Source organism: Nocardia thraciensis, from assembly GCF_054782435.1.
Genome location: NZ_BAAGSM010000011.1, coordinates 236,076 through 253,693, shown reverse-complemented (window position 1 = coordinate 253,693; position 17,618 = coordinate 236,076). Strand labels below are relative to the sequence as shown.

The 17,618-nt window shown below is 69.4% G+C and carries 14 protein-coding genes and 1 riboswitch; of the genes, 11 read left to right on the top strand and 3 right to left on the bottom strand.

Annotated features, from left to right (window positions below; genetic code table 11):
- Positions 1-21 precede the first annotated feature (21 nt).
- Positions 22-909 carry an alpha/beta hydrolase gene (locus ACYVLQ_RS06275; RefSeq protein ID WP_460696434.1) on the bottom strand — a complete coding sequence of 296 codons (888 nt, stop codon included), beginning with the start codon at positions 907-909 and terminating at the stop codon, positions 22-24.
- 261 nt (positions 910-1,170) lie between these two features.
- On the opposite strand from ACYVLQ_RS06275, the gene lpdA reads away from it, so the two are divergent.
- From lpdA to ACYVLQ_RS06230, 9 genes are all read left to right on the top strand, one after another.
- Positions 1,171-2,619: a dihydrolipoyl dehydrogenase gene (lpdA, locus tag ACYVLQ_RS06270; protein ID WP_460696406.1), complete on the top strand. Its 1,449-nt coding sequence runs from the start codon at positions 1,171-1,173 to the stop codon at positions 2,617-2,619.
- 13 nt (positions 2,620-2,632) lie between these two features.
- The gene (gene pdhA / locus ACYVLQ_RS06265; RefSeq protein WP_460696405.1) at positions 2,633-3,736 is read left to right on the top strand and encodes a pyruvate dehydrogenase (acetyl-transferring) E1 component subunit alpha; all 1,104 of its coding nucleotides are present in this window, start codon (positions 2,633-2,635) and stop codon (positions 3,734-3,736) included.
- Positions 3,737-3,759: 23 nt separating this feature from the next.
- Positions 3,760-4,770 (top strand): alpha-ketoacid dehydrogenase subunit beta, encoded by a 1,011-nt coding sequence (locus tag ACYVLQ_RS06260; RefSeq protein ID WP_460696404.1) that lies wholly within the window; start codon positions 3,760-3,762, stop codon positions 4,768-4,770.
- Positions 4,763-6,082, top strand: a complete 1,320-nt coding sequence (locus ACYVLQ_RS06255) for a dihydrolipoamide acetyltransferase family protein (protein ID WP_460696403.1) — start codon at positions 4,763-4,765, stop codon at positions 6,080-6,082. The genes ACYVLQ_RS06260 and ACYVLQ_RS06255 overlap by 8 nt, the downstream gene beginning before the upstream one ends.
- 247 nt (positions 6,083-6,329) lie before the next feature.
- A riboswitch (FMN riboswitch) is annotated at positions 6,330-6,458 on the top strand.
- The gene (locus ACYVLQ_RS06250) at positions 6,443-6,607 is read left to right on the top strand and encodes a hypothetical protein (protein WP_460696402.1); all 165 of its coding nucleotides are present in this window, start codon (positions 6,443-6,445) and stop codon (positions 6,605-6,607) included. Its footprint overlaps the riboswitch before it by 16 nt.
- Positions 6,604-7,230, top strand: coding sequence for a nicotinamide riboside transporter PnuC (gene pnuC / locus ACYVLQ_RS06245; protein ID WP_460696401.1), 627 nt, complete (start codon positions 6,604-6,606; stop codon positions 7,228-7,230). Before ACYVLQ_RS06250 ends, pnuC begins: the two co-directional genes overlap by 4 nt.
- A 107-nt stretch (positions 7,231-7,337) precedes the next feature.
- On the top strand, positions 7,338-8,777 hold the full coding sequence (locus tag ACYVLQ_RS06240; protein WP_460696400.1) for a GntP family permease: 1,440 nt from the start codon (positions 7,338-7,340) through the stop codon (positions 8,775-8,777).
- Positions 8,778-8,788: 11 nt separating this feature from the next.
- Positions 8,789-10,030, top strand: coding sequence for a CaiB/BaiF CoA transferase family protein (locus tag ACYVLQ_RS06235; RefSeq protein WP_460696399.1), 1,242 nt, complete (start codon positions 8,789-8,791; stop codon positions 10,028-10,030).
- Positions 10,027-10,959: a hydroxymethylglutaryl-CoA lyase gene (locus ACYVLQ_RS06230; protein WP_460696398.1), complete on the top strand. Its 933-nt coding sequence runs from the start codon at positions 10,027-10,029 to the stop codon at positions 10,957-10,959. Before ACYVLQ_RS06235 ends, ACYVLQ_RS06230 begins: the two co-directional genes overlap by 4 nt.
- A gap of 47 nt (positions 10,960-11,006) precedes the next feature.
- On the opposite strand, the gene ACYVLQ_RS06225 is transcribed toward ACYVLQ_RS06230, so the two are convergent.
- Both ACYVLQ_RS06225 and car read right to left on the bottom strand, forming a co-directional pair.
- On the bottom strand, positions 11,007-11,792 hold the full coding sequence (locus ACYVLQ_RS06225) for an IclR family transcriptional regulator (RefSeq protein WP_460696397.1): 786 nt from the start codon (positions 11,790-11,792) through the stop codon (positions 11,007-11,009).
- A gap of 207 nt (positions 11,793-11,999) precedes the next feature.
- Positions 12,000-15,491: a carboxylic acid reductase gene (car, locus tag ACYVLQ_RS06220; RefSeq protein WP_460696433.1), complete on the bottom strand. Its 3,492-nt coding sequence runs from the start codon at positions 15,489-15,491 to the stop codon at positions 12,000-12,002.
- A gap of 315 nt (positions 15,492-15,806) precedes the next feature.
- Here car and ACYVLQ_RS06215 point away from each other — a divergent pair, with 315 nt between their 5' ends.
- Together ACYVLQ_RS06215 and ACYVLQ_RS06210 are read left to right on the top strand one after the other, a co-directional pair.
- Positions 15,807-16,889 (top strand): S-(hydroxymethyl)mycothiol dehydrogenase, encoded by a 1,083-nt coding sequence (locus ACYVLQ_RS06215; RefSeq protein ID WP_460696396.1) that lies wholly within the window; start codon positions 15,807-15,809, stop codon positions 16,887-16,889.
- On the top strand, positions 16,886-17,506 hold the full coding sequence (locus ACYVLQ_RS06210; protein ID WP_460696395.1) for an MBL fold metallo-hydrolase: 621 nt from the start codon (positions 16,886-16,888) through the stop codon (positions 17,504-17,506). The genes ACYVLQ_RS06215 and ACYVLQ_RS06210 overlap by 4 nt, the downstream gene beginning before the upstream one ends.
- Positions 17,507-17,618: the final 112 nt, after the last annotated feature.

The window sequence follows — 17,618 nt, the reverse complement described above, 5'->3', positions numbered from 1 at the left end:
GAGTGAGGTGACGAGGGCGGGTCAGGCGCCGAGGGCGGCGGCCAGGTGCGGCCAGGAGTCGTGCAGGTCGGCCTCGAACTGGCCCCAGGTGTGGGAGCCCTCCGGGCGGTTCACATGGATGGCGGGAACACCGATTTCGGCGAGCCTGCCCGCGAAGGCCGCGGTGCAGGTGCTCGCGATCGCCTCGACCGGCGGGAACGGAAGGCCGCCCTGGTCGATCGCGCCCGGCGTGCCGGTGGCCGCCGACAGGTAGACGGTCTTACCGCCGAGCGCGCCCGCGTGCCGGAAGGCGTCGTGTGCCTGCCAGGCTCCGGCGCCCGGAAGACCCCACATATTGGCGGGATTGGCGCCACCGCGTACCAATTGCGCGGTGACCAGGCCGATTCCGGCGGGGTCGGCCGACCAGGGACATCCGCTGTAGGACGCGACGGCGCGGTACCGTCCCGGCGCCTGAATGGCGAGATCGACCGCGGACCCACCGCTCATCGACACCCCGGCGATCGCGTTGCTCCCGGTGGTGCCCAGATGCCCGTCGAGGACGGCGGGGAGTTCCTGGGTGAGGAAGGTCTGCCACCGGCCCCGGCCGACCACGGGGTCGTCGGCCAGCCAGTCGGTGTACATGCTGTACGCCCCGCCGATCGGCATCACGACATTGATGTGCTTGTCGGCGAAGAACTCCCGGACATCGGTGTCGTCCCACCAGGAGATCCCGTCGAGTCCGCCGCCGATGCCGGTGAGCAGATAGAGGGTGGGCGCGGGGCCGTCGACGGCCCGGATCACCCGGTTGCTCACCACCCGGTTCATCGAGGGCGAATACACGTCCACCCGCGAGACCGAGCTGCCCAGGGACTCCTCGCCGACCACGCGCGCGGGGTCCGCCGCGGCGGGTCGCACCGACAGGACCACCATCGCGGCGGCAGCCACCACAGTCACCAGAACACTCGGTAGCGCGGCCGAACATCGTGAAGACGTCACTGTTCCGTTGTACGCCCGAAGATCACTCCCCCGCCGGGAATCGCGAAACTCTCTGGGCGCAGCGCCCATTTTGTGACCGTGATTCCTGGGCTTTCGGATCATTGTTTGTGCACTTCGTGGCGACAAGACTCGTGCGGGATGACTCACGCCACAACCGGGGCGGGGTCGTAATCGTCGACACGAGGAGCACCACGAGTGCCGGAATTCGATCTATTGGTCGTGGGCGGCGGCCCGGGTGGGTACGTCGCCGCCATCCGCGCGGCACAGCGCGGACTGTCTGTGGGACTGGTCGAGAAGGAGCGGCCGGGCGGGGTCTGCCTGAACTGGGGCTGCATCCCGACCAAGGCCATGCTGCGCTCCGCGGAGGTCTTCCAGGCCGTCTCCGCCGCAGCCGATTTCGGCGTCCTGGCCGACAACGTGCGGTTCGACTTCGCCGCCGTGCGGCAGCGCAAGGACGGCATCGTCAAGGAGCTGACCGACGGCGTCGCGGGCCTGCTGAAGGCGAACGGGGTCACCGTCATCGAGGGTCACGCCCGCTTCACCGGGCCCACCACCGTCGAGGTGCACGAGGTGGGCGCCTCGCCGATCTTCCCCGGCGGCCCGCGCTATGCCGCCGCGCCTACCACCCCGGTCCGGCGGATCGACGCGCGGGACGTGATCGTGGCGACCGGCTCGGTGCCGGCGCGGCTGCCGGTTCCGGGCGCGGATCTGCCCGGCGCGATCACCTCCGACGGCGCCTTCGGGCTGACCGAGGTGCCGCGGCGGCTGGTGGTCGTCGGCGGGAGCGCGGTCGGGGCCGAATGGGCCAGTCTGTTCGCCACTTTCGGCAGCGAGGTGACGATAGTCGAGCTGCAGGATCGCCTGGTTCCCCTGGAGGACGGGGATATCGGCGTGGCGCTCGGCCGGTCGTTCGGCAAGCGCGGCATCTCCGTGCTCACGGGGTCGACGGTCGAGTCGATCGCGCGGGGGGATGCCCTGCGGGTCACCGTCGGCGGCCCGAAGGCGCGCGAACTCGACGCCGACGTGGTGCTGGTCGGTGTGGGACGCCGCCCCAACACCGCCGAACTCGGCTTGGACGTCGCCGGGATCACCACGGACGCACGGGGTTTCATCGAGGTGGACGACCAGCTGCGCACCGGCGTCGAGCACGTCTACGCCATCGGCGACGTCACCGGCCGGGCGCTGCTCGCGCACGTCGCCTCCCATCAGGGCCTGACCGCCGCCGACGTGATCGCCGGGCACGAGGCCCACATCGACTACACGGTGATCCCCGCCGCCACCTTCACCCACCCGGAGATCGCGAGCGTCGGGCTCACCGAGGAGCAGGCGCGCGCCGCCGGGCACGAGGTGATCTCCGCGAAGTTCCCGTTCGCCGCGCTCGGGCGGCCCAAGACCTTCGGCGATACCGAGGGCTTCATGAAGATCGTTGCCGGGCAACGGCATCAGGAAGTGCTCGGCGTGCACATCATCGGTCCCTCGGCCAGCGATCTGATCACCGAAGGCGCCCTGGCGATTTCGCTGGAGGCGACGCTGGACGAGCTCGCCGACACCATCCACGCCCACCCCACCCTCGGCGAGATCGGCATGGAGGCCGCCCTGACCGGGCTCGGCCTGCCGGTGCACATCGCGCCGCGCAAGCGTTGAGGAGGTCCCACCCGTGACCACGACCACTGCCCCGCGCAAGGCCACCCGCAAATCGGCCGCCAAACCCAAGCCGAACACGAAGGGCGCCAACCGTTTCGCCGCCGAGAATCCGGAGATCCTGCGCGGCCTCTATCGGGACATGCTGTTCGTGCGGCGCTTCGAGGAGCGCACCGCGCAGAGCTACCAGCAGGCCAAGATCGGCGGCTACTGCCACCTCAATCTCGGCGAGGAGGCCACGGTGGTGGGCATGGCCGCCGCCATGCGGCCCACCGACTACCTGTTCACCAACTACCGCGAGCATGGCTACGCCCTCGCCAAGGGCATCGAGCCCGGCCGGGTGATGGCCGAGCTGTACGGCCGCTCCACCGGCACGTCCAAGGGCTGGGGCGGGTCGATGCACATGTACGACACCGCGACCCGGCTGCTGGGCGGCTATGCCATTGTGGGCGGCCAGGTTCCGCTCGCCGTCGGCGCCGCGCTCGCCATCGACTACCGCGGCGGCGACGATGTCGTGGTATGCCAGATGGGCGACGGCACCACGAATATCGGCGCCTTCCACGAGTCGCTGAACATCGCCGCGCTGTGGCGGCTGCCGATCGTCTTCCTGGTGATCAACAACCAGACCGGTATGGGCACCACGGTCGAGCGGTCGTCGGCCGAGCCCGACCTGTACAAGCGCGCCGAGTCCTATCGGATGCGCGGCGAACGCGTCGACGGCACCGATGTGCTGGCCGTGCGCGATATCGCGGCCGAACTGCTGGAAGGCGCACGGCGCGAGGGCAAACCGGCGCTGCTGGAGGCGGTCAGCTACCGGCTCAAGGGGCACTCGGTGGTCGATCCGGCGAAATACCGTTCCGCCGAGGATGTTTCGACCGCCCGCGAGAACGATCCGATCGCGAGTTTCCAGGCCGAGCTGATCGCGGCCGGGGTGCTGTCGGAGCAGGATCCGGTCGCCTTCGAGGCCGAGGTGCGCGAGGGCGTCGAGGCGGCGGTCGCGTTCGCCGACGCCAGCCCGCACCCGGAGCCGTCGAGCCTGTTCGACTACACCTACGCCACACCGGTTCCGGGTGACTCCCGCCGCCTGCCCGCCGATCCGCTGTTCCCCGCGGACGCCTGAAAGAGGACATCACCGTGCCTGTCATGACCTATCGCGAAGCGCTGCGCGACACCCTGCGCAGGGAGATGCAGCGCGACGACGACATCCTCCTCATCGGGGAGGAGATCGGCATCTTCGAAGGCTCCTACAAGATCACCGCCGGGCTGCTCGCCGAATTCGGGGAGAAGCGGGTCCGCGACACCCCGATCGCCGAGGAGGGTTTCGTCGGCGCCGCCATCGGCGCGGCCATGCTCGGGTTGCGCCCGGTCGTGGAGATCATGACGATCAACTTCTCGCTGCTGGCGCTCGACCAGATCGTCAACCACGCCGCCAAGATCTACGGCATGTTCGGCGGACAGACCAGTGTGCCGATGGTCATCCGAACCCCGGGCGGCGGCGGCCAGCAGCTGGGTGCGACGCATTCGCAGAACATCGAGCTCTACTACGCGTTCGTGCCCGGGCTGAAGGTGGTCGCGCCGAGCACCCCCGCCGACGCGCGGGCACTGCTGCGGGCCGCGATCGCGGACAACGATCCGGTGCTGTTCCTCGAGAACCTGTCGCTCTACAACACCAAAGGCGAAGTGCCCGAGGAGATTCCCGACGTGCAGATCGGGAAGGCCGCCGTGACGCGGGAGGGCGCCGACATCACGATCATCGGCTACTCGCGCATGGCGACGGTCGCCACCCAGGTCGCCGAACGGCTTGCCGGGGAAGGGATCTCGGCGGAGGTGATAGATCTGCGCAGTCTGCGGCCGCTGGACCGCGACACCCTCGTCGCGTCGGTGCGCAAGACCGGCTGCGCCGTGATCGGCGAGGACGACTGGCTCACCTACGGCATCGGCGCCGAGGTGGCCGCGTCCATCTCCGACGGCGCCTTCGACTACCTCGACGCGCCCGTGCGGCGCGTGGCCATGGCCGAGGTGCCGCTGCCCTATGCGAAGCCGCTGGAGCGGCTCGCGCTGCCATCGGCGGATTCGCTGTACACCGCCGCGGTGGAAACCCTTGCGGCCGTGGGCCGCCGGACGTCGAACGCGAAGGACGCCTCCCTTGCCTGAAATCACCATGCCCCGCCTGTCCGACACCATGGAGGACGGCGTCATCGCCTCCTGGCTCAAGCAGGTGGGCGATCCGGTCGCCCGCGGCGAGGTGCTGGCCGAGATCGAAACCGACAAGGCCCTCATGGAACTGGAGGCCTACGACGACGGGGTGCTGGAGCAGATCCTCGCCGACGCGGGCGCCCGGGTGCCGATCGGCGAACCTATCGCGATCGTCGGCGACGGTAGCGGGGCAGTGTCGGCGACGAGCGCACCGGCCGGAAACCCCGGGTCAGGCTCGGCCACGTCCGGCAGCACCGGCGCGGCGGGTTCTGGAAGCTCCGGCGCAGAGGGCAACTCGACGACAGGCCAGGACAGCCCGGCTGCGGCCACTGCCGCCGCCGGACGGCCGAAGTCGTCGCCGCTGGCCCGCAAGGTCGCCAGGGAACTCGGCGTCGACCTCGCGGCCGTCACCGGCACCGGGCCCGGCGGGCGGATCACCCGGCAAGATGTCGAATCTGCCCATCGCACTGGCGGTTTCGCGGCGGGCGGATCCGGCGCGGCACTCGACCCCGGCACCTCGGGCGACGGGTATGACGGGGTCGGCGCGGGCACCGGCGGATCCGCGCCCCTCCCCTCCGGAGACTACGACGAGGTGCCGCTGAGCAGGATTCAGCAGGTGTCGGCGACTCGGCTCGCCCAGAGCATGCAGCAGGCGCCGCACATCTACCTGACCAGCGCGATCGACGTCACCGACCTGCTGGCCTTCCGCGCGGATGTCAACGCGACGCTGGAGGCGGCCGGGAAGGGCAAGGTCAGCGTCAACGATCTGCTGGTCAAGGCCGTGGCGTCGACGCTGCGCGCGGACCCGGCGGTCAACGTGTCCTTCGCCGGGGACAAGCTGTTGCGGCGCAACGGAATCCACCTCGGCATCGCCGTCGCCACGCCCGCCGGGCTGCTGGTGCCGGTGATCCGCGATGCCGATCGCAAGAGCGTCTCCGAGATCGGCGCCGAGGCGCGGGAGCTGGCCGGGCGGGCGCGCGATCGCAAGCTGCGCGCCGAGGAGATGTCCGGCGGCACCTTCACGATCTCGAATCTGGGCATGTTCGGCGTAGAGCAGTTCACCGCCGTCATCAACCCGCCCGAATCCGCGATCCTCGCCGTCGGCGCCGCCCAGGACGAGCTGCGCCTCGACGGAGACGCGGTGGTCGCACGAAAGATCCTGCGCATCACCATGTCCGCCGACCACCGCGCCATCGACGGCGCCGTGGCCGCCAAGTTCCTCCAGCAGCTGAAGGACCTCCTGGAACACCCGCTACGCATAGTCGCGTAGTTCGCCCCGAAGTCCACCGGCATCCCGTCATCCCGGCGCCAGTGCTTGTTCAGGCAGAAGCCGGGATTCCCGCCGGGCGCCACAGGTGCACGCGAGCCCCGACCTCCACTGCCTTCTCGAGCACGAAAGTGACCGTACAGGCCGGTTGATCTTGTTGCCGCGCAGGCTCCCGGCGAGGTCCACGTCACACCCCGGTGGCGCCGTGCCCGGGAATACCGCACCGCGCGGGCGTGGTTGGGCGGAGTGAACGCGCGCTCCGGGGTCGGTGGAAATCCGAACCGGCGGTGACAGTCCGCGAGCGGGTCGCAGCCAGCGGCCGGTTGATCCGGTGCAAATCCGGGACCGACGGTGAGAGTCCGGATGGGAGGCAGTGCGCGGGACCGCTCTCCCGAGCGGTTCTCGGCCGTCCGGCATTCGCGGGCCGCCCTCGAACCCCGGAGCTTCGGCATCGAGGAGGTTCGGGAGATGCACACCGGTGACACCGAGGAATTCGGCAGTCCCACCCCCGGGGGAGCCGCCGAGTGAACGCGGGATTCCAGCTCTTCGGCGAGCACATTCTCTGGACCGATCTGACCGGCAACATCCTGTCGCTGGCCGTGGTGTGGCTGGCCATGCGCAAGACCATGTGGACCTGGCCCGTTCAGCTGGCCGGGGCATTGCTGCTGCTGGCCGCGTCGATCGATGCGCACGTCCCCGGTAACGCGCTCAAGCAGATGCTGTTCTGCGCTCTGGCCGTTTACGGCTGGCTGTCCTGGGCCCGCGGCACCCGCGACGACCACGGCCTGCTCGTGCGACCGGCGACCACCCGCGAACGCGTCGTCCTGCTCGCCGTGCTGGTCCTGGGCACGGTGCTGGTGGCCGAGTTGTTCATCCACCTGACCTGGCTGCACGTCGCCTGGTCACCGTGGGCGAACGCGTACATCTTCGTCGGCAGCGCCATCGCCACGTTCGCGCAGAGCCGCGCCCTGGTCGACTTCTGGATCATCTGGATGCTGGTCGACCTCGTTGGCGTACCGCTGGCATTCCAGTCCGGCCTGTACGTCTCCGGGGCTGTCTACGGGCTCTTCTTCCTCCTCGTACTGGTGGGCTTCAGCCGGTGGCGGCGGGAGTATCGAGCCCGGAATGCCAAGAGGTTGCTTATATCGTGAATCTCTGCTCATAATGTGGGCCTACTGTGGCCCGCGTCACGGCACACTTCGTGCTACACACGGCGGGAAACAAGCACTCGCCGAGTGCGGCTCGATGGGATTCACGCATGTCAAACGTTGCAACGATGATCAATACGGGTGTCGCGATCCTCGCGGTCGTGCTGCTGATCGTCCGATTCAAGTTCAACCCGGCGGTGTCGCTGGTCATCGGCTCCGCCTACCTGGGCCTCACCGCCGGGCTGGGTACCGAGAAGACCATCGAGACCATCACCGCGGGTTTCGGCGACATCATGGCCGAGGTCGGGCTGCTGATCGCGTTCGGCGTACTGATGGGCGCCATGCTGCAGGAGACGGGCGCGATCCAGCGCCTGGTCGGGGCATTACTGAAGGTATTCGGGCCGAACCGGATGCCGTATGCGCTGTCGCTGACGGTCGCCACGCTGCTGCAGTCGATCTTCCTCGACGTACTGCTGGTCATCGCGGCGCCGCTCGCCCGCAATCTCGCCGCCAAGATCGGCAAGAAGGGCACGGCCAGGATGGCCACGGCGCTGGCGATCGGCGGCGAATGCGGCATCGTGCTCACCGTGCCGGGCGTCGGCGCGCTGGCCCTGGCCGGTCTGCTCGGCGTGCCGCTGGGCAAGATGCTGCTGTTCGGCGTGCTCCTGGTGATCCCCACGGTCGCCATCGCGGTCGCGATCATGTGCTTCCTGTTCGACCGCGGCTGGTGGAACGAGGAACGTGACGAACAGCCGTTCCTCGGGGAGGACCCGTCGGGCGAAAACGGCCTCGCCGCATCGGATTCCAGCGGTACCGGGCCCGGAATCACTGCCGAGGCCGGGAGCGGCGGCGAGACCGGATCCGGTAGCGCCCTAGGCACCAGAGCAACCGCGACCACCCGCTCCGAGACCCCGCTGATGGTGCTACTGGCACCGCTGCTCACCGCCCTGATACTGATCGCCCTCGGCGCCATCCTGGACGTCGCCGACGTACACAACCCGATCGTCGAGTTCCTGTCCTCGCCGGTGATCGCGCTGCTGATCGGGCTGGTCGGAACCAGCTTCGTCGGCCGCTACGCAGTCGGCGCCGACCGCATGCAGCGGTCGATCGCGACCGGGTTCAAGGAGAGCGGCCAGATCCTGATCCTGACCGGGGTCGGCGGTTCGCTGGCGGCCACCATCGCCGCGACCGGCCTCGGCAAGATTCTCGGCGAGTACTTCACCGCGAGCACGGCCGCGCCGCTGCTGATGGTGTGGCTGATCGCGGCCATCCTGCACGTCGCCGTCGGCTCCGTGACGATCTCGGCGATCACGGCGGCCGGAATCCTCGGCCCGGTCGCGCCCGCGCTCGGCATCGACCCGGTGCTGATCGCGCTGGCCGCGGGCGCCGGATCGCTGTTCGCCGTGCACGTCACCAGCAACACCTTCTGGCTGCTGCAGTCGCTGCTGGGCCAGACCACGCGCGGCACGCTGAAGACGTGTTCGGTGGGCGTCTCGGTCGCGTCGGTGGTGGCGATCCTGCTCATCCTGCCGCTGAGCGCGCTGCTGTGATCGGAGAAGCTATGCCAGACAACGATGTTCGCCCGCTGGCCGGTGTCCGCGTGCTCGAGCTGGGCAACTACATCGCCGCCCCGACCGCGGGCCGCATGCTGGCCGACTTCGGCGCCGAGGTGATCAAGGTCGAACGCCCGATCACCGGTGACGAGCTGCGCCGCTGGCGGCTGTACAGCGGCGATACCTCGATGCTGTACCGCACCATCAACCGCAACAAGAAGTCGATCGTGCTGGACCTGAAGACCGAGTCGGGCCGGGCACTCGTGCTCGACCTCGTCCGCGAATGCGATGTCCTGCTGGAGAATTTCCGCCCGGGCACGCTGGAGAAGTGGGGCCTCGGACCGGAGGTGCTGGACGAGGCCAGGCCGGGCCTGGTGATCACCCGCATCTCCGCGTACGGCCAGACCGGCCCGCTGTCCGAGCGGCCCGGCTTCGCCGCCGTGGCCGAGGCCGTCGGCGGGCTGCGCGAACTCGTCGGCGATCCAGACCGCCCGCCCGTGCGCACCGGAGTCTCGATCGGCGATTCGATCGCGGGAATCTACGCCGCGTTCGGCACGGTGATGGCGCTGTTCCAGCGGGCCGGTGCGAAGACGTCGATTCCGTTGGGCGAGCGCATCGTCGACGTCGCGCTGAACGAGGCGATCCTGTCGGTCATGGAGTCGCTGGTCCCCGACTACCTCGCCTACGGCATCCGGCGCGAACGGGTCGGTGGCCGGATGGAGGGCATCGCCCCCAGCAATGCCTATCCGTGCGGCGACGGTACCAGCATCATCATCGCGGGCAACGGCGACGCGATCTTCCAGCGCTACATGCGGGTGATCGGGCGGCCGGACCTGGCCGACGATCCCGAACTGTCCGACAACGCCGCCCGCTGGCGCCGCCGCGAGGAACTCGACGCCGCGATCGCCGAGTGGACCGCCCGGCACACCCGCGACGAGGCGCTGAAGATCCTCGACGCGGCCGGTGTGCCATCGGGGCCGATCTACACCGCCGCCGATATCGTCGACGACCCGCAGTACCGGGCGCGCAACATGATTCAGACGTTCGCCGTGGATACCGGTGCGGCCGAACCCGCCACCGTCGGCTTTGCGGGTATCGTCCCGGTCATCGGCGGCGCCTCGCTGCCGATCCGCTCGGTCGGACCGGATCTCGGCGAGCACACCCGCGATGTGCTCGCCTCGGTACTGCGGCTGACCGACGACGAAATCGACGCCATCACAGGCACTTCCGGCACAGGAGGCACCCAATGACGTTCGCCTACACGCCCGCGGCCGAACTGCGCGACGTCACGCTGCGCGACGGGCTGCAGCTCACCGGCAAGCTGCTGCCGACCGAACGCAAGGTCGAGACCGCGCGCACGCTGCTCGGGCTCGGTGTTCCGGCGCTCGAGATCGGCTCGATGGCGCGCCCGGATCTCGTACCGCCACTGGCGAATACGCTCGAGGTGATCGCCGAACTGACCCCGGACGAGCTGGCCCGGTGCTGGGTGTGGGTGGCGACGCCGCGCCATGTCGAGAAGGCCGCCGCGGCGGGTGCGCGCAACTTCCAATACTGTTTCTCCGCTTCGGATTCGCACAACCAGGCCAATATCGGCCGCAGCACCGAGGACAGCGTCGCCGCCATGCCCGCGGCGGTCCGGCTGGCCCAGGAGGCGGGCGGGTCGATTCAGCTGTGCATCGCCACGTCGTTCACCTGCCCGTTCGAGGGCGCGGTGGATCCCGAGCGGGTGATCGGCATCGCCAACGACGCCCGCACGGAGGGCGCGGACGATATCGTCCTCGCCGATACGCTCGGCCAAGCGGTACCGGTGCAGGTGCGCGAGCTGGTCACCGCGGTGCGCACCCGGACTCCGCAGCGGCGCATCGTGTTTCACGGCCACGACACCTGGGGTCTCGGTGTCGCGAACACCCTCGCGGCGATCGATGCGGGCGCGACCATGGTGGACGGCGCGCTGGGCGGCCTCGGCGGCTGTCCCTTCGCCCCCGGCGCCAGCGGCAACACCGCCACCGAGGATCTGCTGTTCGCTACGCGTCCCGACTGGTTCCGGCCCGCGACCCTCGCGGAGCTGGTCGGCCGCACCGACGCGCTGCTCGCCGAGCTGGGCGAACCCAACCGATCCAAGGCCGCGCAGGGCGCGCGCTCCAAGGCCGCCGCCTTCGAATGGGTGGTCTCGGAGTAGCCACCGGCTGCGGTCGACAGCCGCGAGCGACCTGGCCGACGTATCACTCACGCGGGCAGGCGGCCGCCGATGGTCCGCGTGATCTGTTCGGCGTAGCCCACGAGCAGGTCGACCCAGGCCTCGCATTGTGCCTGCGGCATGCGGATGGTCGGGCCGCTGATCGTCACGGCCGCGACCACGTCGCCGGAGGCGTCGAAGACCGGGGCGGACAGCCCGGACGCCGAATCCTCGCGCTCCCCCGTCGTGATCGCGTATCCGTCGGCCTTGGCCTGCGCGACGAGCGCACGCAATTCGTCCGGGCTGGTCACGGTCCCCTCGGTGAGCGGCTCCAGCGGCGCCGACAGCACCGACTCGACGAGCTCCGAGTTCCACGCCAGCAGGATTCGGCCCGCCGACCCGGCGTACAGCGGAATTATCTTGCCCACGTACATGTCCCGGCGCAGCGCGTGCCGGGTCTCGGCGATCGCGACGCACACCCGGAACCCGTGTTCGGCCCGGAACAGGCAGGCCGTCTCACCGGTCCTGTCCCGGATCTCGCGCAGCACGGGGTTGGCGATCGACAGCAGGTCCAGGCCCTTCACCGCCGTCGCCGCCCAGTAGCTCATGCGCAACCCGATCCGGATCTGATCACCCACGCGGTCCAGCAGACCCTGCGCGACCATATTCGTGACCAGCCGCTGCACCGTGGATGTCGGGAACCCGGTGGCCTGCTGGATCTCGCCGAGGGTCATCGACGGCCGCGCCAGCGAGAACGCGTCGAGAATCTCGGTGATCTTGACCAGCACCAGCAAGGGCTGATTCTTCGAGGCCGCACCGCCGTCATCACTCGACATACCGCCGAATCTACGCCGCGGCGATGACCACTGCGGCTATGGGTTTCAGCGCCATAAAGAGATCCCGGCCACACCGCTTCCCCGGCGCGGTTTTTGCCGGGGACGGTGGTCCGCCCCGGGGTTGCCGGGGCGGGCCGACCGCACTGTGGGCAGCCCACTGCCCGCAGTTACCTCCGCACGTCCTTGTGCGGGGGCGGGTTCGATCGCCTACAGGAGGTTTCTGAGGCGGAGGTCTGTGGCGTACTTTACGATCAGTTCGGGGCCGAGGTGTGGAATGTCCGCGGCCGCGCCGACCTTCGCGTGTTGCACCGCGGCCTGGAACTTCTTGGCCGGGAGCGCGGCGCCGCGCATCGGGGCGGCGGGGCGGGCGTAGGCGTGCAGCAGCGGCAGCACCGAATGTCGCCGCTGCCGCTCGGGCAGGGCGCGCAGCGCGGTCTCGAAGCGGGACAACCACTCCGCGTAGTCGTCGATGCGCTCGATGGGATGCCCGGCGGCCACGAGCCAGTCCACGAACTCGTCGAGCGACAGGCCGTCGTCGTGCGGATTGAGCACGTCGAAGGTCTCGTAACCCGCGCCCGCCTGCGCGCCGAGGGCGGTGATGGCCGCGGCGGTGAAGTCGGCGGGCAGCCCGTCGTAGTGCGAGCGTTGCCGATTGCCCTCGGCATCGGTCTCGTAGAACGACTTCGGCGCCACGCCCGTGGACAGCACGCTGAGCAGCAGCCTGGTGAACATATCGGGCAGGTTGAACTGCCCCGCGTAGCGGCTGTGCGCCAGGATCATGTCCGACCGGAACACCGCCACCGGCAGCCCGCACCAGTCGTACGCCTCCCGCAGCAGCACCTCACCGGCCCACTTGCTGTTGCCGTACCCATTGGCGTACCCGTCGCCCAGCGCACGCACGGGGCTGATCTCCCGAATGTCCCCGTCCTCGGTGAACGCCTCCGGATCCACCTGATCGGCCACCCCCACCGTCGACAGGTAGGTCACCGGCTTCAGCCGCGCGGTCAGGGCCAGCCGGATCACCTCGGCGGTGCCGACCACGTTCGGCCCGAACAGCTGGTCATAGGGCAGCACATGGTTCACCAGCGCGGCCGGATGCACGATCAGATCGACAGAGTCCGTCAAGCGATCCCAAATACGCTCTCCCACACCGAAGTTAGGCTCGCCGATATCTCCGGCCAGCACCTCCAGCGTGCCCTCGGCCAGTTCCCGGTAGCGCCGCAGCAGTTCCGGATCGCCGCTGTCGAACACCTCGTCCAGCCGTTCGCGCGCCGCGGCCGCATCGTTGCCGCGGACGACGCAGATCACCGTGCCTCCCGAATCATGCAGGCGCTGCAGCCATTCCAGGCACAGGAAGCGGCCGAGATAGCCGTTGGCGCCGGTCAGCAGCACCGTGCGCGGCGGATGCGGGGCCCGGGGCAGGTCCGCCGCGGCCGACAGCGTGGCCGCGTCGATGAACTTGTCCAATGTCAGGTCCGTGGCGCGGATTCGGCCGTTGTCGCCGTGTACGGCGGCGGCCGTCGGCCGCTGCCCCCCGGACCGCCGCTCGGACTCGATGTACTCGGCCAGCCGCCGCAGATCGGTGGCCGGGCTGTGGATGACCCCCACCGGCACCTCGACGCCGAAAATCTCCCGCAGCAGGGTCGACAGCGACAGCGCCGACAGCGAATCACCGCCCAGGTCCGCGAAGTGCGCCTCCGGACGCAGCTCGGTCGCCGCGCAGCCGAGCAGGGCCCGCGCCGCCCGGCCCACCGTCTCCAGCACCGGCAGGTCCGCCGCGGCGGCCCGCAACGCGTACAGTTCGTCCCGCTGCTCGCGGTCGAGTTCGTCGTAGCGCTGCTCGAGCCGTGCACCGTAGCGGTCTTTCAGCTTGGGCCGCAGCAGTTTTCCGATGCCCGACAGCAGCCCGTTGTCCATGCTGAACGGTTCGGTCTCCAGTAGGAAGTCGCGCGGGATCTCGTAGGAGTTCAGTTGCGCGTCCCGTGCGACCTGCTGCAGCGACTCCCCGATGGCCGCCTTCAGGTCTCCGAGGTCCGGATGCGCGGCCACGGCGTCCGGGGTCGGCACGATCACCGCCAGCAGATAGGCGCGCTCGCTGGAGCCGTAGGCGTAGATCTGGCGGATCAGCGGGCTCGAGGTGTAGACGGCCTCCAGCTTCGACACCGCCACGAATTCGCCCTGCGACAGCTTGAGCACATTGTTGCGGCGGTCGACGTAGATCAGCCGGTCCGGCTCGATCTCCGCCATGACGTCGCCGGTCCGGTAGAAACCGTCGGCGTCGAAGATCTCCGCGTTCAGTTCCGGCCGCTTGTAGTAGCCGGGTACCAGCGTCTCCGCCTTGATCACCAATTCGCCACGCGGGTAAGGCTTGTCGGTGCCGAAGTACCCCAGCTCGGGGACGTCCACCAGCTTGTAGTCGAGGACCGGCGGACGCTGGAGCTGATTGTTGAGCAGCACCCCGCCGCCGGTCTCCGTCGCGCCGTAGCCGTCGAATATCGTGAGCCCGAGCACCGACTCCATGAAGGCGCGCATCTCGCCCGAGAGCGGCGCGCTGCCGCACAGCGCGATGAGAAAGCGGCCCCCCAGGAAGTGTTCGCGCAGTTCGACTTTCACCTCCCGCTCGGCCGCGGCGGGATCGGTCCCGGCCGCTACCGTGCGGTCCACCTCGCTGCGGAAGCGCTGGAACACCATGTCGCACACGCGCGGCACGAAGAACAGCAACGTCGGCCGCGCCAGCGCGATGTCCTCGAACAGCGTCGACATATCGCTGCGCGCCGCGAAATACACGGTGCCCCCGGACGCCAGGCAGGTTGTCAGCGACGCCCGTCCCGCGATGTGGCTCATCGGCATGTAACTGAGGCCGATGGCGGGCATCGGCCCGGTGCGCCACATCCGCGCGACCAGCCGCTCGGGATAGATGGCGCCCTTGGGCGTTCCGGTGCTGCCGGAGGTGTAGATGAGCAGTGACACGTCGTCCTCGCCGCCGGTGTGCAGCGGCGCCGCTGGGAATTCCCGCCCGGCGGCGAGTACCGCGTCGAGGGTCTCGACGCGAACCACGCTGTCCGCCAGCCGGTTACGAGCGGATTCCAACGCGACGCGGTGACCGTCGTCCTCGGCGTAGTAGTCGAATACCACCAGCGAGCGCACCGACTCGGCGGCGAGCGCCAGATCCACTGCGGCATCGAGCTGTTCGACATCGGCGGCGAGCACGCGCGGCTCGGTCTCCGCGACGATCGGCGTCAGCTGCGCCACCGACGCACCGGCCTGCAGCGGCACGGCGACGGCGCCCAGGCAGACGCAGGCCAAATCCACCGTCGTGTAGTCGATGCTGGTGAAACCCAGAATGGCGACGAAATCTCCTGCCCGCGTGGGCCGTTCGACATCGTGGTGCCACGCGGCGATGAGCGCGCGCACCCGCTGCCACAGCTCACCGTAGGTGACTGTGTCGAACCGCGGCAGCAACCGCCCGTACCTGCGACCGGTGTCGTCGGCGACGAACTCGACCGCGCGCCGCCCCAGTGCGGGGCGGTCGGCATAGCCCTCCATGATCGTCGCCACCATCTGCGCCAGAGGCATATCCGGCCGCTGCACGGCCTCGGTCACCGCATCGCTCGGAAGGGCGGCGCGAATCTGCGCGTCGTGCTCGATCAGGTCGGTCGCCCGGCGCACCAGTTCCACATCCGCGTCCTCGACCTCCATCCCCAAGATGTCCATCCCGACCTCTCTGAATAAGTCCGACAGGTACCCGGCAGTCGATCCGTGCGGGACTTCGCGTCCCGTCCTCAGAAATAGTTGCTTGCACTAAGCATCTCTACGGTCGTCCCGTTCCCGCCACAGTGTCAAGCAGGCCACGCGGCCCTGCGCCATCCATCGAGCTAGAAACGATTGAGGCGTACGTCACGCTGGGCCTTTTGCGCCATTTGCCCGGCTCGCGGTTGTCGCAACCTGGCACGGGAGGGCGGCGAGCGCGGTTACGATCCCGGGTGGTGGGTGTCAGCGCGTTAGGAGATTGCCATGTCCCAGAAGGTCCGCGGGGTCGTCGCCCGCAGCGAGGGTGCGCCGGTCGAGATCGTCGACATCGTCATTCCCGACCCGGGTCCGCACGATGTGGTGGTGCGGGTGCTGGCGTGCGGGGTCTGCCACACCGACCTGACCTATCGCGAGGGCGGCATCAACGACGAGTTCCCGTTCCTGCTCGGCCACGAGGCCGCGGGCGTCGTGGAGACCGTCGGCGACGCGGTCACCCACGTGCAGTCCGGCGATCACGTGCTGCTGAACTGGCGCGCCGTCTGCGGCACCTGCCGGGCGTGCAAGCGCGGAAGGCCGTGGTACTGCTTCAGCACCCACAACGCCAGCCGCCCGATGACGCTGGCCGACGGCACCGTCCTGACCCCCGCGCTCGGCATCGGCGCCTTCGCCGACAAGACGCTCGTGCACGAAGGCCAGTGCACCGTCATCGATCCCGAGACCGACCCGGCGGTCGCCGGGCTGCTCGGCTGCGGCGTGATGGCCGGGCTCGGCGCCGCGATCAACACCGGGAAGGTGCGCTACGGCGACTCGGTGGCGGTGCTCGGCTGCGGCGGTGTCGGCGACGCGGCCATCGCCGGGGCGCGGCTGGCCGGGGCGACCACGATCATCGCCGTCGACCGGGATCCGCGAAAACTGCGGTGGGCCACCGAACTCGGCGCCACCCACACCCTCACGACCGGTGACGATATCGTCGAGCGCATCCAGGAACTGACCGGCGGCTTCGGCGCCGACGTGGTGATCGATGCGGTCGGCCGGCCCGAGACCTGGAAACAGGCCTTCTACGCCCGCGACCTGGCGGGCACCGTGGTGCTCGTCGGGGTCCCCACCCCCGATATGCGCCTCGAGATGCCGCTGATCGACTTCTTCTCCCGCGGCGGCTCGCTGAAGTCCTCCTGGTACGGCGACTGCCTGCCCGAGCGCGACTTCCCCATGCTGCTGGATCTCTACCGCCAGGGCCGCCTGCCGCTGGAACGCTTTGTCAGCGAACGCATTCCGCTCGACGGGGTGGAGCAGTCCTTCACCACCATGCACAACGGCGACGTGCTGCGCTCGGTGGTGGTGCTGTGAACATCCAGCGCGTCGTCACCTCCGGGAAGTTCGAATTGGACGGCGGCAGTTGGGATGTCGACAACAACGTCTGGGTGGTCGGCACCGACGACGAGGCGGTCGTCATCGACGCCGCCCACGATCCCGCGCCGATAATCGACGCCGTCGCCGGGCGGACCGTCACCGCGGTCGTCTGCACGCACGCCCACAACGACCACATCAACGCCGCACCCGAGGTGGCCGCGGCGGTCGGGGCGCCCATCTGGCTGCACCCCGCGGACAACGTGCTCTGGCGCGCCGTGCACCCGGCCGTCGACTACCGTCCGCTCGCCCATGGTCAGCGAATCCCGGTCGGCGACACCGACATTCGGGTGCTGCACACGCCTGGGCACGCACCGGGCTGCTGCTGTCTGTATCTGGCGGCGGAGGAGGTGGTCTTCACCGGCGACACCCTTTTCTCCGGCGGGCCGGGCGCCACCGGGCGCTCCTACTCGCACTTCCCCACCATCATCGAATCCATCCGCACCCGCCTACTCACCCTCCCCGCGGCCACGATCGTGCACACCGGCCACGGCGACTCCACCACCATCGGCGCCGAGGCCCCCCACCTGACGGAGTGGATCAAGCGCGGGCACTGACGGTTTCACACCTGCCCGCTACATCCGTCGTCCCAGCATGTCTCATCCGTCATCCCAGCATGCCCTATCCGTCGTCCCGGCATGTCCCGTCCGTCATCCCGGCATGTCCCGT

Excerpts from the sequence above, each read along its gene's own strand:
- ACYVLQ_RS06275 (WP_460696434.1), bottom strand. The coding sequence starts at position 909 with ATGGTGGTCCTGTCGGTGCGACCCGCCGCGGCGGACCCCGCGCGCGTG.
- ACYVLQ_RS06260 (WP_460696404.1), top strand. The coding sequence starts at position 3,760 with ATGACCTATCGCGAAGCGCTGCGCGACACCCTGCGCAGGGAGATGCAG.
- ACYVLQ_RS06250 (WP_460696402.1), top strand. The coding sequence starts at position 6,443 with ATGGGAGGCAGTGCGCGGGACCGCTCTCCCGAGCGGTTCTCGGCCGTC.
- ACYVLQ_RS06240 (WP_460696400.1), top strand. The coding sequence starts at position 7,338 with ATGTCAAACGTTGCAACGATGATCAATACGGGTGTCGCGATCCTCGCG.
- ACYVLQ_RS06235 (WP_460696399.1), top strand. The coding sequence starts at position 8,789 with ATGCCAGACAACGATGTTCGCCCGCTGGCCGGTGTCCGCGTGCTCGAG.
- ACYVLQ_RS06230 (WP_460696398.1), top strand. The coding sequence starts at position 10,027 with ATGACGTTCGCCTACACGCCCGCGGCCGAACTGCGCGACGTCACGCTG.
- ACYVLQ_RS06225 (WP_460696397.1), bottom strand. The coding sequence starts at position 11,792 with ATGTCGAGTGATGACGGCGGTGCGGCCTCGAAGAATCAGCCCTTGCTG.
- car (WP_460696433.1), bottom strand. The coding sequence starts at position 15,491 with ATGGAGGTCGAGGACGCGGATGTGGAACTGGTGCGCCGGGCGACCGAC.
- ACYVLQ_RS06215 (WP_460696396.1), top strand. The coding sequence starts at position 15,807 with ATGTCCCAGAAGGTCCGCGGGGTCGTCGCCCGCAGCGAGGGTGCGCCG.